At 35.5% G+C, this 13,674-nt stretch carries 17 protein-coding genes; 15 read left to right on the top strand and 2 right to left on the bottom strand.

Translation table 11 applies throughout. The features are described 5' to 3' along the window. Positions 1–342: 342 nt before the first annotated feature. Positions 343–2,415, top strand: a complete 2,073-nt coding sequence (locus tag G6W45_RS06900; RefSeq protein ID WP_242039080.1) for a bifunctional diguanylate cyclase/phosphodiesterase — start codon at positions 343–345, stop codon at positions 2,413–2,415. Here the strand turns inward: G6W45_RS06900 and G6W45_RS06895 are convergent. After that, a complete protein-coding gene (locus tag G6W45_RS06895; RefSeq protein WP_021091806.1) occupies positions 2,412–2,600 on the bottom strand; it encodes a hypothetical protein in 189 nt (62 codons plus the stop codon). The genes G6W45_RS06900 and G6W45_RS06895 overlap by 4 nt on opposite strands. Positions 2,601–2,729: 129 nt before the next feature. Between G6W45_RS06895 and dut the strand changes: the two genes are divergently transcribed. Then, positions 2,730–3,425, top strand: a complete 696-nt coding sequence (gene dut / locus G6W45_RS06890; protein WP_103579770.1) for a dUTPase — start codon at positions 2,730–2,732, stop codon at positions 3,423–3,425. Next, on the top strand, positions 3,422–4,162 hold the full coding sequence (locus tag G6W45_RS06885) for an EI24 domain-containing protein (RefSeq protein ID WP_194167985.1): 741 nt from the start codon (positions 3,422–3,424) through the stop codon (positions 4,160–4,162). Before dut ends, G6W45_RS06885 begins: the two co-directional genes overlap by 4 nt. Positions 4,163–4,180: 18 nt before the next feature. On the opposite strand, the gene G6W45_RS06880 is transcribed toward G6W45_RS06885, so the two are convergent. Beyond that, the gene (locus G6W45_RS06880) at positions 4,181–4,702 is read right to left on the bottom strand and encodes an ATP/GTP-binding protein (RefSeq protein ID WP_103593654.1); all 522 of its coding nucleotides are present in this window, start codon (positions 4,700–4,702) and stop codon (positions 4,181–4,183) included. Between the two features lie 84 nt (positions 4,703–4,786). Between G6W45_RS06880 and G6W45_RS06875 the strand changes: the two genes are divergently transcribed. The 12 genes from G6W45_RS06875 (at position 4,787) to G6W45_RS06820 (ending at position 13,584) form a co-directional block, all read left to right on the top strand. Beyond that, positions 4,787–5,155 carry an L-arabinose ABC transporter gene (locus tag G6W45_RS06875; RefSeq protein WP_242039079.1) on the top strand — a complete coding sequence of 123 codons (369 nt, stop codon included), beginning with the start codon at positions 4,787–4,789 and terminating at the stop codon, positions 5,153–5,155. Next, on the top strand, positions 5,156–5,575 hold the full coding sequence (locus G6W45_RS06870; protein ID WP_194167984.1) for a hypothetical protein: 420 nt from the start codon (positions 5,156–5,158) through the stop codon (positions 5,573–5,575). A 57-nt stretch (positions 5,576–5,632) separates the two neighbouring features. Then, the gene (gene fabG, locus G6W45_RS06865; protein WP_194167983.1) at positions 5,633–6,376 is read left to right on the top strand and encodes a 3-oxoacyl-ACP reductase FabG; all 744 of its coding nucleotides are present in this window, start codon (positions 5,633–5,635) and stop codon (positions 6,374–6,376) included. An 86-nt stretch (positions 6,377–6,462) separates the two neighbouring features. After that, entirely contained in the window at positions 6,463–6,696 is a 234-nt protein-coding gene (acpP, locus tag G6W45_RS06860; protein ID WP_021091725.1) for an acyl carrier protein, read from the top strand. A gap of 33 nt (positions 6,697–6,729) precedes the next feature. Continuing rightward, a complete protein-coding gene (locus tag G6W45_RS06855) occupies positions 6,730–7,941 on the top strand; it encodes a beta-ketoacyl-ACP synthase II (protein WP_194167982.1) in 1,212 nt (403 codons plus the stop codon). A 1-nt stretch (position 7,942) separates the two neighbouring features. After that, entirely contained in the window at positions 7,943–8,878 is a 936-nt protein-coding gene (gene accA / locus G6W45_RS06850; protein ID WP_194167981.1) for an acetyl-CoA carboxylase carboxyl transferase subunit alpha, read from the top strand. A 192-nt stretch (positions 8,879–9,070) separates the two neighbouring features. Further along, positions 9,071–9,925 carry a CbrC family protein gene (locus G6W45_RS06845; protein ID WP_194167980.1) on the top strand — a complete coding sequence of 285 codons (855 nt, stop codon included), beginning with the start codon at positions 9,071–9,073 and terminating at the stop codon, positions 9,923–9,925. A gap of 10 nt (positions 9,926–9,935) precedes the next feature. After that, positions 9,936–10,787, top strand: coding sequence for a YwqG family protein (locus G6W45_RS06840; RefSeq protein ID WP_194167979.1), 852 nt, complete (start codon positions 9,936–9,938; stop codon positions 10,785–10,787). A 215-nt stretch (positions 10,788–11,002) separates the two neighbouring features. Further along, a complete protein-coding gene (locus G6W45_RS06835) occupies positions 11,003–11,617 on the top strand; it encodes a riboflavin synthase (RefSeq protein ID WP_194167978.1) in 615 nt (204 codons plus the stop codon). 9 nt (positions 11,618–11,626) lie between these two features. Further along, positions 11,627–12,358, top strand: a complete 732-nt coding sequence (locus tag G6W45_RS06830) for a purine nucleoside phosphorylase YfiH/LACC1 family protein (protein ID WP_194167977.1) — start codon at positions 11,627–11,629, stop codon at positions 12,356–12,358. A 154-nt stretch (positions 12,359–12,512) separates the two neighbouring features. Next, on the top strand, positions 12,513–13,292 hold the full coding sequence (locus G6W45_RS06825) for a DUF4198 domain-containing protein (RefSeq protein WP_194167976.1): 780 nt from the start codon (positions 12,513–12,515) through the stop codon (positions 13,290–13,292). Positions 13,293–13,368: 76 nt separating this feature from the next. Next, complete coding sequence (locus G6W45_RS06820; RefSeq protein WP_194167975.1) at positions 13,369–13,584, top strand: acetyltransferase; 216 nt, start codon at positions 13,369–13,371, stop codon at positions 13,582–13,584. The last annotated feature ends 90 nt before the right edge of the window (positions 13,585–13,674 follow it).

The following is a 13,674-nucleotide window of genomic DNA, read 5'->3' as shown; positions in this document are numbered from 1 at the left end:
GAAATTATAACCAAAAGCAAAGTCAATTTTTGTATAATTTGGACTATTTCTTAGGAGAGGGACACTATTTTTTTATTATCAAAATCATCTATAACTGGCATGCGAAAATGGATCTTAGTTGCAGTTATAGCGCTATTCGTATTTGCACTATTAGCATCTTTACTAGACTATAATCTAATTGGAAAAATTTCTATTTTACTTAGTTTCTTTATAGTAACTTTTGGCATTTATACTTCAATGGATAAAGTAAAAACCAAAATAACGCATTGGCTTGCAATATGTTTTGGTGTTTTTTTATGGTCTATTTGTGATGCATTAATGGTGTTAAATCAAGATATACTATTGCGGGCTCATAGTTCTTATGCATATCTTGATGTGTTTTTTATGTTACCGATGATATCTATTTTAGCTGGCGTTAGTATATTTTTGTATTCAAAATTTGCAGCCAGCCAAGAAAAGCTAGCCATCATTATGGATAGCATAAGTGTCTTTTTTTTAATAGTAATTTTAATATATGGTATTTTTGATGAAGTAGATATCTTATCGATGATAAATAATAGATCAAATATCGTTTTTCTCTCTATCGTAGCCATAAATTTTCTTATACTTTTTATCACTTTAAGTGAGATTTTTACAAGCAGTTTGCTTCATATAAAAATTAGCGGCTTTTACCTTATATCGGCTAGCATTTTATTTACGATGCTAAATTTATTTATTTTTTATAGTCAGATCTCAAATGTAAATTTTGGCCATAAAATAGATTTTTTATATATCGTTCCTTTCTTCTTTTTAATGATAGGAGCTTTTCATTTAAAAGCTAAAAACGAATATGTTACAAATACCGATAAAGATATCTCAATAGGATCAAAATGGCTACCAATAATAATAGTTTTACCTTTGCTATTACAAGAAGATCTAACATCTTTTAGTGCACTTATCTCGCTATTTATCTTGGTTGTAAACGCTATTATTAATTACTATGTTAAAAGCTCTATTGCAAGTAGAAAAATATTAGATTATGAGAGAAATATTCATAGAGAGATGGAAAAGTCGATGCATGAGCGAACCAATGAACTTATGCTCGCAAATTTAAGACTTCAAGATACGTCCGAGAAAGATTATCTAACAGATCTTGGTAATAGAAATTTTATAGTAAATGAGCTTGAAAGAATGTGCAAAAGCATCTCTGAAGATGAGGAAATCGCAGTTTATTATATAAATTTAAGCCGTTTTAAAAGCATAAATACATCTTACGGGCATGAAATAGGCGATAGAATTTTAAAACTAGTTGCAAAAAGGATACTTGAGGTTTGCAATAGACAAGAGGCCATAGCAAGGATTAGCGCGGACGAATTTATTGTATTAGCAAAAATGGAGATAAATAGTCATACAAAACGCTTAAATCTTGGTATTGCCTTAAAAGATGCTATTGAAAAGCCAATTCAAATAGATAGATATCATTTTGGGCTTAAGTGTATAATAGGCATAGACGTAGCAACAAAAGATAGCACGGCAAATCCAAGAAATATTATAAAAAACGCAGATATGGCAATGTATTATGCCAAAAAAAATCCAGCTTTAAATCCTATGGTTTATAGCGATAAAATTAGCAATGAAATGCACCTAAGCTCAAGCATCGAGATCGCGCTTAAAAAAGCTAATTTGCAAGAAGACCTTCATGTATATTTTCAACCAATATTTGATCTAAAAATCGAAAAAATGATCTACGCAGAGGTTTTTTTATATTGGAAATCAGAAAAATTTGGCTTGATGGAAGCAAGCAAATTTATGAAAGAGGTCAATGTAAATAGTGATATCTTAAACGATATTTGCTCGCTTTTAGTTTCAAAGACCATAGAGTATGTAGATAGATGGCAAAAAGAAAAACTCTCGATACCAAAAATAAGCATAAATGTTGCGCAGATTCAAAGTAAATCAGAAAAATTTGTTTTAGATTTTGTTTCTAGCTTACGCTCGCACCATATAAATCCAGAGCTTTTTGAAATAGAATTCGGCGAAGAAATATGGACAAATAATTCTAAAACGCTCGATAAAATTTTTTCTATTCTTAAAGAAAATAATATAGACGTTTGCATAGATAATTTTGGCTCTGGATATACTTCATTTATTTATATTAGAAAGTACGGTGTTAAGCGTATAAAAATAGCAAGTGAATTTGTTGCTCAAGCATCAAATAGCAAAATAGATGCACAAATCGTATCTGCAATTATCGATTTAGCAAAGGCAATGAAGATAAAAGTTGGCGCAAAAGGCGTAGAAAAAGAAGAAGATATTTGTTTCTTAAAAGAGCTTGATTGTAATGAAGTGCAAGGACTTTTCTTGTCTCGTCCTATGAGTGCAGAAGAATTTGAAGACCTTGTAAGGCAAGATCCTCAAATGATAGCTAAAGTTTAAATTTCAGCCTTTATCTCTTCGTTTGATTTTACGACCATGCCTGAGCCATGGATCACGCTTGGAACACAACTGGTGCAGATATCAACTTCTTCACCATTTTTATGAGCGTGGATAAAAACTGCATTTGTGTCATCACTGCTTTTTAGTCCGCAAACATTGCAAACCACTAGATCTTTTTCTCTCATTTTTTCTCCTTTGAAATTTTTGCCTATTTTAGCTCCTAAATTTTATACATAAAATGATTTAAGTCAAGCTTGCCTCGTGGCATTTAATAATTTTTTGTTATAATCCTTTAAAATTTTTAAAGGCCTAAAATGAATGAAAGAACGATTATTTTAGAGATGTTAAAGATGCAGCAAAGCCTAAATGATGAGACAAATGGGCTTGGCTGGGAAAATGGTTATACTAATAAAAATAAATTAATTAGCTGGAGGCGTTGCATATATATGGAATGTGCTGAGCTAATCGATAGCTTTGCTTGGAAGCACTGGAAGAGCATCGATGCTAAGACTGATGAGCAAAATTTACGTATAGAAGTTGTTGATATTTGGCACTTTATAATGAGCCTAGCTTTACAAATTTATAAATCAAAACAGCTTGGAGATATAGAAACTTTAGCCGATGACATCTGCCAATCAAGCGGTTTTAGTGAGTTTTGTAAAGAGCCATTAAGGATCGAAGACGAGAGCATTTATGAGATAATGAATGACGTTGAAATGCTTATACATGAGTGCAGCGGGTTTGACTACGATATATTTGATATTTTAAAAATTTACTTCTCTATGTCTTTAAAATGCGGCGTAAATTTATACTCACTTTATGAGTGCTATATCGCTAAAAACGTGCTAAATCGCTTCCGTCAAAATAATGGCTACAAAGAAGGCAGCTATAAGAAAAATTGGAACGGACGCGAAGATAATGAAGTGATGAGTGAAATTTTGTCAAATGGCGTTAGTAAGATAGGTGAAATTTACGCAGCACTTGAGCATGAATATAAAAAGGTGAAATGATAAACCTTCTTCGCCTTGGTTTTAAAGATTTTTTTACAGCCAAATTTATAACGTTATCTATCTTGCCACTTTGCCTTAGTATTTTTAGTCTTGCGTGGCTTACGATTTGGGGTGGTGGTGAAATATTTGATCTTTTAAGTGATAGCGCCAAAAATGAGAATTTTGCCTTTTTAGAGCCAAACTCGGTGCTCTCTTTTATAGCTATTAAAATTTTAAGCTTTAGTGCCACAAAATGGATAGTTAGCATACTTTTTTATATTTTGAGCACTTTTTTAACGATCATTGTTAGCATTGTGATCGCTCTAGTCGTAGCTGGCTTTTTAACTCCAGTTGTTACTAAAGAGATAAACAAAAGGCACTACAACTACGTGCTTAAAAGCGAGGTTAGCACGGCTAGAGTGCTAAAGGTGATGATGATTGAGATCATGAAATTTCTTGGGATATTGCTCGTTTGCCTACCGCTTTTATTTGTACCAGTATTAAATTTTTTCATCATAAATGTGCCGTTTTTTTATATCTACTATAAACTTTTACTGATAGACGTTGGCTCAAACACTCTTGATAGTGATAAATTTGAGCTAGCACTACTTGAAGGTGGCGGGATAAAATTTATAATTTTTACACTTTTGTTTTATCTCATCTCGCTTGTGCCGCTTGTGGGACTATTTTTTCAGCTTTATTTTGTGATAGTCTTATCGCACCTCTTTTTTGAGAAAGAAGCACTTATAAAAATTTAGAGCCAAAAGGCCCTAAATTTACGCATAGTAAGATACTTTGTTGCTCTCATCAAGCAATGTATCAAATAGCCTTTTTGTGGCACTTAGTAGATTTTTATTAGCATCATTTTTAGCTAAAAGCTCGTCAAACATCTTTAGCATATTGTCATTTATGAAATTTTTGTGATTTAGATCTTTTGCGTCAGGCAGCATTTGCTTGATCTTGTTTGAAAGATCGCTTATGCTTTGGCTGCTACCAGCGATCTTGTCGCCCTCTTTGACGTTTTTCATAAATTCATCAACTTGTGGGCGAATTTGCTTCATCGCCTCTTCGATCTCTTTCATATCTTGCTCGTCTATGCCGTTTCCTTTATATAAAAACTCATAGCCGTATTCGTGCGTGAGAGTAAGGCTTCTTTGGCTTGAAGTACCATTTTTCTGGCTTGAAAACTCCAAACTTTTGTTGTCATACATCGAAAAGCTTATCTCATCGCCTGAGCTAGTTTTCATCGAAAAGCTCATGTTGTTGTAGCTTCCTTGAGAGTAAAAATTTGTTTGCATTTTTAAATCCTTTTGAGGCTAAATCGGCAAAATTTTAATTTCATAAAGCAAAATTTTGTAAAATGCGTCAAAAAAGGACGGGCGATGTGTTGTTTTGGGACTAGGATCTTTTTGCTTATGCTTATCACTGTTTTAAGCTTTGGCTTTGCTAGGCTCTACCCAGTTTTACCAGTCGTTGGATATTATTTGATACTTGCAAATTTGCTTGCTATTTTGATGTTTTCACTATTTTTTAAAGGGCTTTTGCCAAGCTTTGTAAAGGTTAATGCGATCCACTATTTTTCGCTAATTGGTGGCTTTTTAGGAGCATTTTTAACGATGCTTGTTTTTAAAAAAGTTGCAAAAGATAAATTTACTCTAATAGAGCTTATTATTTTTATGCTTTGGGTGCTAATAATCACCATAGTCATATTTAAATTTCAAACCATTCTTGACATTTTTAGGGGAATTTAGATGGATGAGAGGATAGTTAAATTTCTAAAAAAGATGCACCTTGCTAGCATTTGCGCCATTGATGATGAGGGTCAGCCTTATGCCTTTAGCGCATTTTACGCCCTTGATGAGGTAAATTTTAGCCTTTTGTTAGCTAGCTCTGATGAGAGCTCACATGTTAAATTTTTAAAAAACTCAAAGCTCGTTGCTGGCACAGTTGCTCTTGATACAAAGATTGTTGGCAAGATAGAGGGCGTACAGTTTCAAGGAGTGATGAGCGAGGCTAGCACAAGTGAGCGAGAAATTTACTTTAAAAGATTTTTTTATGCAAAAGCAATGGATCCAAAAATTTGGTGCATAAATCTTGAAAAGCTTAAATTTACGAGCAATGTTCTTGGTTTTGGCAAAAAGATAAAGTGGGAAAGAAGCGATAAAATTTAGACGTTAAGCTTATATAAGCTACAATCGTTGAAAAATTAGAAAAAATAAGGAGAATCTATGAAATTTAGCGGAAAAAACGTGCTAATAACAGGTGCAAGCAGAGGTATCGGTGCACAGATTGCAAAAACGCTTGCAAATATGGGCTTAAAAGTGTGGATAAACTACCGCTCAAAGCCTGAGATGGCAGACGCTTTGCAGGCTGAGATCGAGCAAAATGGCGGCAAGGCTGCTGTGATAAAATTTGACGCGACAGACGAAGATGAGTTTATAAAAGGTATAAATTTGATAGTTGATAGCGACGGCGAGCTAAGCTATCTTGTAAATAACGCTGGCATCACAAACGACAAGCTAGCACTTCGCATGAAAACTAGCGAATTTACAGATGTAATAAATGCAAATTTAACCTCAGCTTTCATAGGATGTAGAGAGGCTTTAAAAGTGATGAGCAAAAAGCGCTTTGGAGCGGTCGTAAACGTCGCATCTATCGTTGGTGAGATGGGAAATGCAGGGCAGGTGAATTATTCAGCCAGTAAGGGTGGACTAATCGCCATGAGTAAGAGCTTTGCAAAAGAGGGCGCAAGTAGAAATATCCGCTTTAACAGCGTAACTCCAGGCTTTATCGAGACTGATATGACACATGGACTAAGCGATGAGGTGAAAAAAACTTATAGCGATAATATCCCGCTTAAACGCTTTGGCAGCGCTAGCGAGGTAGCCGAGGCGGTTGCATTTTTACTAAGTGATCACGCTAGCTACGTGACTGGCGAGACACTAAAAATAAATGGCGGACTTTATATGTAATGAAATTTCAACAAGTTTTGAAATTTAAAATAAATAAAAGCGTAAATATTATAAGATAACAGACATTTTTTATAAGGAGACCTTAAATGGCAGTATTTGAAGACGTAAGAGACGTAGTTGTAGAGCAACTAAGTGTAGATCCACAAGCAGTAAAATTAGAGTCTAAAATCATCGAAGATTTAGGCGCTGACTCACTTGACGTTGTAGAGCTAGTTATGGCTTTAGAAGAGAAATTTGAAGTAGAAATTCCTGATAGTGAAGCAGAGAAATTAATAAGCATTCAAGACGTTGTAAATTATATAGAAAAACTAGGTAAATAATTTAATTTACACAGTTTGATTTAAGGAGATGTATTGAAACGAGTCGTTGTAACTGGTATAGGCATGATAAACGCACTTGGTCTTGATAAAGAGAGCTCTTTTAAGGCTATTTGCGAGGGTAAAACAGGTGTGAAAGAGATCACGAGCTTTGATGTAAGTGACTTTCCTGTTAAAATTGCTGCCGAGATAACTGATTTTGATCCAAATAGCATTTTAGACGGCAAAGAGGTGAAAAAAGTAGATCGTTTCATACAGCTTGGCATAAAAGCATCTAATGAAGCTATGGCTGATGCAAATTTTAAGGAGTTTGACGCTCATAAATTTGGCGTTAGCTCAGCAGCTGGTATAGGTGGTTTGCCAAATATTGAGAAAAATTCAATCACATACTTTGAAAAAGGCGTAAAGAGAATTTCACCATTTTTTATTCCATCGGCACTTGTAAATATGTTAGGTGGTATAGTTTCTATAAATCACGGACTTAAGGGTCCAAATTTGTCTAGCGTAACGGCATGTGCAGCAAGCACTCATGCGATATCGCAAGCTGCAAAATGCATTATGATTGGTCAAGCTACAAATATGCTAGTTATCGGTGCTGAGTCTACTATTTGTGGTGTAGGTATAGGCGGCTTTGCAGCAATGAAAGCTCTCTCAACTAGAAATGATGAACCAAGTAAGGCATCAAGGCCATTTGATGCAAATCGCGATGGTTTTGTAATGGGTGAAGGAGCCGGTGCACTTGTACTTGAAGAGTATGAGTCGGCTATTGCAAGAGGTGCTAAAATTTATGCTGAAGTAGTTGGATTTGGTGAGAGCGGAGATGCACACCATATCACATCACCAACACTTGAAGGTCCATTAAGTGCGATGAAACAAGCACTTGATATGGCAAAAGGTGTAAAGATAGATTATATCAATGCACATGGTACTTCAACGCCTGTAAATGATAAGAATGAGACTGCGGCGCTAAAAGCAGTTTTTGGTGATAAATGTCCACCAGTTAGCTCAACAAAAGGTCAAACCGGACACTGCCTAGGTGGTGCTGGTGCTATCGAGGCAGTTATATCTATAATGGCAATGAGAGACGGCATTATCCCTCCAACAATAAACTACGAGACTCCTGATCCAGAGTGTGATCTAGACTACGTTCCAAATAAAGCTAGAAAAGCTGATATAAAAGCTGTTATGAGCAACTCATTTGGCTTTGGTGGCACGAATGGTGTCGTGATATTTAAAAAGTTGGATTAAGATGTCAAATTATTTAGATTTTGAAAAAAGCATAAAGCAAATTGATGAAGATATAGCAAATGCTAGGATCAGAGGCGATGAACATGCTGTTGAAATTTTAAATAAGAATTTATCCAAAGAGATATCAAAAGTATATAAAAATTTAAACGAATATCAACGTTTGCAACTTGCTCGTCATCCAGATAGACCATATTCTATTGATTATATTAATGCGCTTTTAATTGATGGATATGAGATTCATGGAGATAGGGCATTTAGAGATGATCCAGCAATAGTTTGCTACATCGGCTATATCGGAGGCAAAAAGACTATTGTTATAGGCGAGCAAAAGGGCCGTGGCACTAAAAATAAATTAAGAAGAAATTTTGGTATGCCTCACCCTGAGGGTTATCGCAAGGCTCTTAGAGTTGCAAAAATGGCTGAGAAATTTAATCTACCCATTTTATTTCTCATAGACACTCCAGGCGCATATCCAGGTGTTGGAGCTGAAGAGCGAGGACAAAGTGAGGCTATAGCTAGAAATTTATTTGAGTTTGCAAATTTAAAAACTCCAATAATTGCTGTTGTCATAGGCGAAGGTGGAAGTGGTGGCGCTTTAGCTATTGGTGTGGCTGATAGACTTGCTATGATGAAAAATTCTGTGTTTTCAGTTATTTCACCAGAAGGCTGTGCAGCAATACTTTGGAATGACCCAGCTAAACAAGAACAAGCCACAAAATCTATGAAAATAACAGCTGATGATTTAAAAAGTCTATCGCTGATTGATGCTGTTATAGATGAGCCGATAAATGGAGCTCATAGAGATAAAGATGGTGCTGCTAAAGCACTTGCAAATTATTTTATCTCAGAGCTAGCTGAGCTTGAAAAGCTTGATATAAATGATCTTGTAGCAAAAAGAATAGAAAAAATTCTCTCTATCGGAGCATTTGAAGAATAAATTTATAGTCACAACAATTTTATAAGAATTCTTATTAAATTTGTTTGTGGCATCATCTACTAAAATACTAAAACAATTTAAAAATCAATATAAATTTAATCGATTTAATAGCCATAATTTTTATACTAGCTTTTATATCTTTAAGATTTAAACACTAAAATTGTTAATATCAAATCCACATAAAGAGTATTAATGAATAAATTCCAAGAAAAATATATCACTCTTTCAAAAGAATATTATAAAAATAATGGCAATGCTTCTAGCATTGAGGCACTCTACCAGTTTAAAGAAGAGTTGGAAAATTGTGATGACATTTGCGCAAAGTATGTTTTAGTCGATGTTTATCAGCTTTTATCTATGAGAAAGAGTGCTTACAACTTACTTTTAAAAATACATGACAAAAGTGATAAAAAACAGCTAAAGGCACTTGGCTATCTAGTGCAATTCATTGACGAAAATGATAAACGGGCACTGCCTCGCCCAAAAAGTAGAGGTCAAATTTTAGCTCAAAAAGAAAAAGCTTCCACGCTACCAAAATTTATCTACCATCCTAATCCTTTAAGAACCGGTGTATTTAAAGATGATATGAACATAGTGTGTGAGTGTTGTGGCAAAGATACTGAAGTTTATTATAGCGGCAGCATTTATTGCGAGCAGGATATTTCGTATCTTTGTCCTACTTGTATTTCTAGTGGTAAGGCTGCTAAGAAATTTGACGCTACATTTGTGCAAGATGCTGACAAACTAAATACAAGTGATGCTAAAAAGGATGACGAACTCTTTAGAAGAACCCCGGGCTACGAGAGCTGGCAGGGCGAGCATTGGATAGTTTGTTGTGATGATTATTGCGAATTTTTAGGTGACGTTGGTACAAGAGAGCTTGAAGAAATGGGTATAGCAGACGAGGTTTTTGAGGACTACGCAAAAAGAGCCGAATACGACGATAAAATGCTACGCGAACATCTTGTTAAAGCTGGCGATATTGCCGGATATTTGTTTCGTTGTCTGCATTGTAAGAAGTATCATATATACGTTGATGCTTGTTAAAGAGGAAAATATGGATATTGCAAAAATTTCTAAAGGTTGTAAAGAGCGTGGGCTGGATGAACTTTTTAGGCTTTTATCGCCACTAGCAAGAAATGCCATAAGGATAGATACGCAAGCTAAAAATGACGATGATATCGCCGTTGGAGCGTCTAAATTTGGCGGCTCGCCAGATCTGCCAGATGGTTTATCATGGCCTTCAAATGAAAATGGCGCTTTAAGTTTTGTGGCACAGATAAATTTTGCTGAAGCTAGCAAATTTGACATTGACTCACTACTGCCAAAAAGTGGTATGCTCTATCTTTTTTATGATAAAAATTTGCGTGTTTGGGGCTATGATCCTACCGATAAAAATGGCTTTGCAGTGATCTTTTCTGATGTAAATCATGGGCCACTTTCTCGCAGGAGAGCGGAGAACTTAGAGGGAGAAAATTTCACATTTAATGCACGCTTGCTTAGCTTTAAAAATGAGATAAATTTGCCAAATTTACAAAGCTCGATTGTACCATTTAGTAAAATTAGTGAGGCTGAGTGGGAGGCCTATTATGAGGTTATTGAGCCAAGCTGGCAGGCTAAAGAAAATAAGCTCCTTGGGCACTCCGATAATGTCCAAGATGGCATGGAGCTAGAGTGTGAGCTGGTTGCAAATGGACTTAGCTGTGGTGATGGTAGCGCTTATAACCACCCAAGAATAGCGGAATTTGAGAAAAATTCTGCCCAGTGGCAACTACTTTTACAGATAGATAGTGATGATGAGGGCGACATGGACTGGGACGGAGAGGGCAGAATTTATCTGTGGATAAATAGGGACGACCTAGCGGCGCGCGACTTTAGCAAGACGTGGCTAGTTTTGCAAACAAGTTAAGGCTACCGAATTTATAAAAGATAAAAATTAAAATTTATAGGGAAATTTTATACTAGGGTTACACAATAAATTTTTACTAACATTTTTAGTGCGATTATCAAAATTTCACTTCCATTTCTACCACTAACTACTTAAATATATAAAATAATCAAAGATGGTAATGCCCAAATTTAGGCAAAATTTAGTAAAATCCTTAAAAATTTTAAAGGCAAAATATGTTTAATGGCTTGATTCGTGAGATCGCACAGGTTGTTAGTTATTCACAAAATATTTTAAGGCTAAAGGCAAATTTTCGTCCAAATTTAGGCGATAGCATTGCCGTAAATGGTGCTTGCCTGAGTGTAATAAAACTACATGAAGATGGCTTTAGTGTGGAGCTAAGCGCAGAGAGTAGGGCGAATATCGCGGTTGAAAATTTAAAAGAAAGAGTGCATATAGAGCCAGCGATGAAGCTAGGAGACCGAGTAGATGGGCATTTAATGCAAGGACATATCGATTTTGTCGGTAAAATTTCAAATATTAAAAAGAATGAGAATGGGGTTGATTTTTATATCGACCTGCCGCGCGATGCTATGAGTTTGATGTCAAATAAAGGCTCGGTGGGTGTTGAGGGCGTGAGTCTAACCATAAATGAAATTTTGCCAAAGGGTATAAGGCTCACTATCATACCAATCACTTTTAGAGATAGCCTTTTTGGCACTTTTAAGGTCGGCAGGCGCGTAAATATTGAAAGTGATCTTTTGGCTCGATACGTAGCTAGGCAGCTTTTTTGCAAACAAGATAGTGGCCTTACCTGGGACGATGTTGAGCGAATTTCTAGCCTTTACTAGGTGGATAAAATGCGTAAAAATTTAGAGATCGTCTTTGATAAAAATGGCGTATTAGCTGGCTTTACAAATAGATTTGGCGGTGTGAGTGAGGGCATTTTTGAGAGCTTAAATTTAGCAGATCATGTTGGCGATGATCCGCTAAAGGTCGCACAAAATCGTGAAATTTTAGCAACGGCGCTTGGCATTATGCCTATTAATTTAAAATTTATGAGCCAAATCCACTCAAATAAAGTGGAAATTCTGCAAGATTTTAACGATGATCTACCTCCGTGTGATGGTGTGATAACATCACTAAAAGGCGTAGCACTTTGCGTCTTAGTCGCAGACTGCGCACCTGTTTTGATAATAGATGAACATCTTGGCGTAGTCGCAGCTGTGCATGCGGGACGCGCAGGTGTTACTAGTAAAATTTGCACAAATGCAGTGGGGCTAATGACGAGTGAGTTTGGTTGCCGCGCTAGTAATTTACGCGTATTTATAGGCGCAAACATCAAAGTGCAAAACTACGAAGTAGGCAAACTAGATCTTGGTGAATTTAACCGATACAAAAAAGATGGGAAATTTGATATAAACGCAGCTTTATTAGATGAATTTGCTAAGCTTGGAGTAGATCAAATATCGCTAGATCCTCGTTGCACTTTTGAGAGAGATGAATTATTCTCATACCGCAAACAGAGTAGGACCGGGCGTTTTTGTGGGTTTGTGATGAATAGAGCCACATCGGTAAATAATAAAAGATAAAAGTAAATCTTTAGCTTCATTACTTGACTGTTAAAATTTGCCAGCTAAATTGTATTGAATGTTTTGATATTTAATTTGATCTAAAAATGGCTAAATATAATAATTTTTAGCTACAATTTGACATCTAATCTCAAAAATAACAACAAGGAAAATCATGAAAATAGGTAGAATTTTGACCGCCATTATGTTAACAGGAGCCTTTTATATGGTGCAAGCACACATGTTTTGGGTAGATGGAGCTAATGATGAAAAGCTAGGAAAATTTATCGCAAACATGGGTTATAGCGATGATTTTCCAAAGCTAGAGCCTATTATGGCCGAACGCGTCCATCTTTTTGCGCCAATTACTGTAATAAGTAAAGATGGTAGCAAAAAGAAGCTTAAGCAAAGTGGCGAGAACTATCACTACGAGGGCGAAAGATTAGACAAAGGCACATATATCTTACTAGCACAGCAAAATCCTATGTATTCGCTTAAAAAACGTAGTGATAGCAAGTGGCTAATAGACAAAACAAAGCTTGATCTAAAGGATCTAAGCGATATACAGATTTGCCGGCTGATGACGATAACATCTAAAAGAGTCTTAAATTTAGGTGAAATAGATGGCTTCGTAACTAAACCTGTTGGGGTTAAAATCGAGATCGTGCCACTACAAAACCCAGCGGAATTTAGAGTAGATAAGCCTTTTAAATTGCAGGTTTTTGCTGATGGAAAACCGCTAGAGCGAGCTAAGCTAACTGGTACTTTTGCTGGATTTTTAGACCATAAGCACGCATTTTACGGTATGACAGATGAGCAAGGCATCACTGAAGTATTAGCTCTAAGACCAGGATTTTGGGTATTTGAAGTTATTTATGAAAGACCTTATCCAGATGCTACGAAGTGTGACAAAGAGACGTTAAAAACGACGCTTAGTTTTGAGATAAAAGAATAAAAGTTTGATATAAATTTGAGTCCAAATTTATCATAAATTTTTATAATTGCTTTGTAATTTTGAAAGTAGAGAAAGAATGCCTTACGAAAACTTTAAATCAAAAAATCCTCTTGTGCTAAAAATCACTACAAATGCAAGAAAATTTGGCGTAGAAACGCTGCAAAACGAGGAGTTTGTAAGCATTCTTTTAAATGTTAAGAAGCTTGAAATTTCATCCAAACAAAGGCAAACAATGGCAGAAATTTTTGCCAAGTTAATAAAAATCGAAGAAGACTCACAATTAAGTAAATAAACTTTAGTTTAAATTCATATTAGTTTAAGTATAATCCTCCTTTATTTCACACACGACAATCCTAAATTTGGTTGTGCGAAAGCATTAATG

The sequence above is a fragment of the Campylobacter concisus genome (assembly GCF_015229955.1).
In the GTDB taxonomy this organism is placed as follows: Bacteria; Campylobacterota; Campylobacteria; order Campylobacterales; family Campylobacteraceae; genus Campylobacter_A; species Campylobacter_A concisus_AT.
This window is presented reverse-complemented; position numbering and strand designations above follow the sequence as displayed.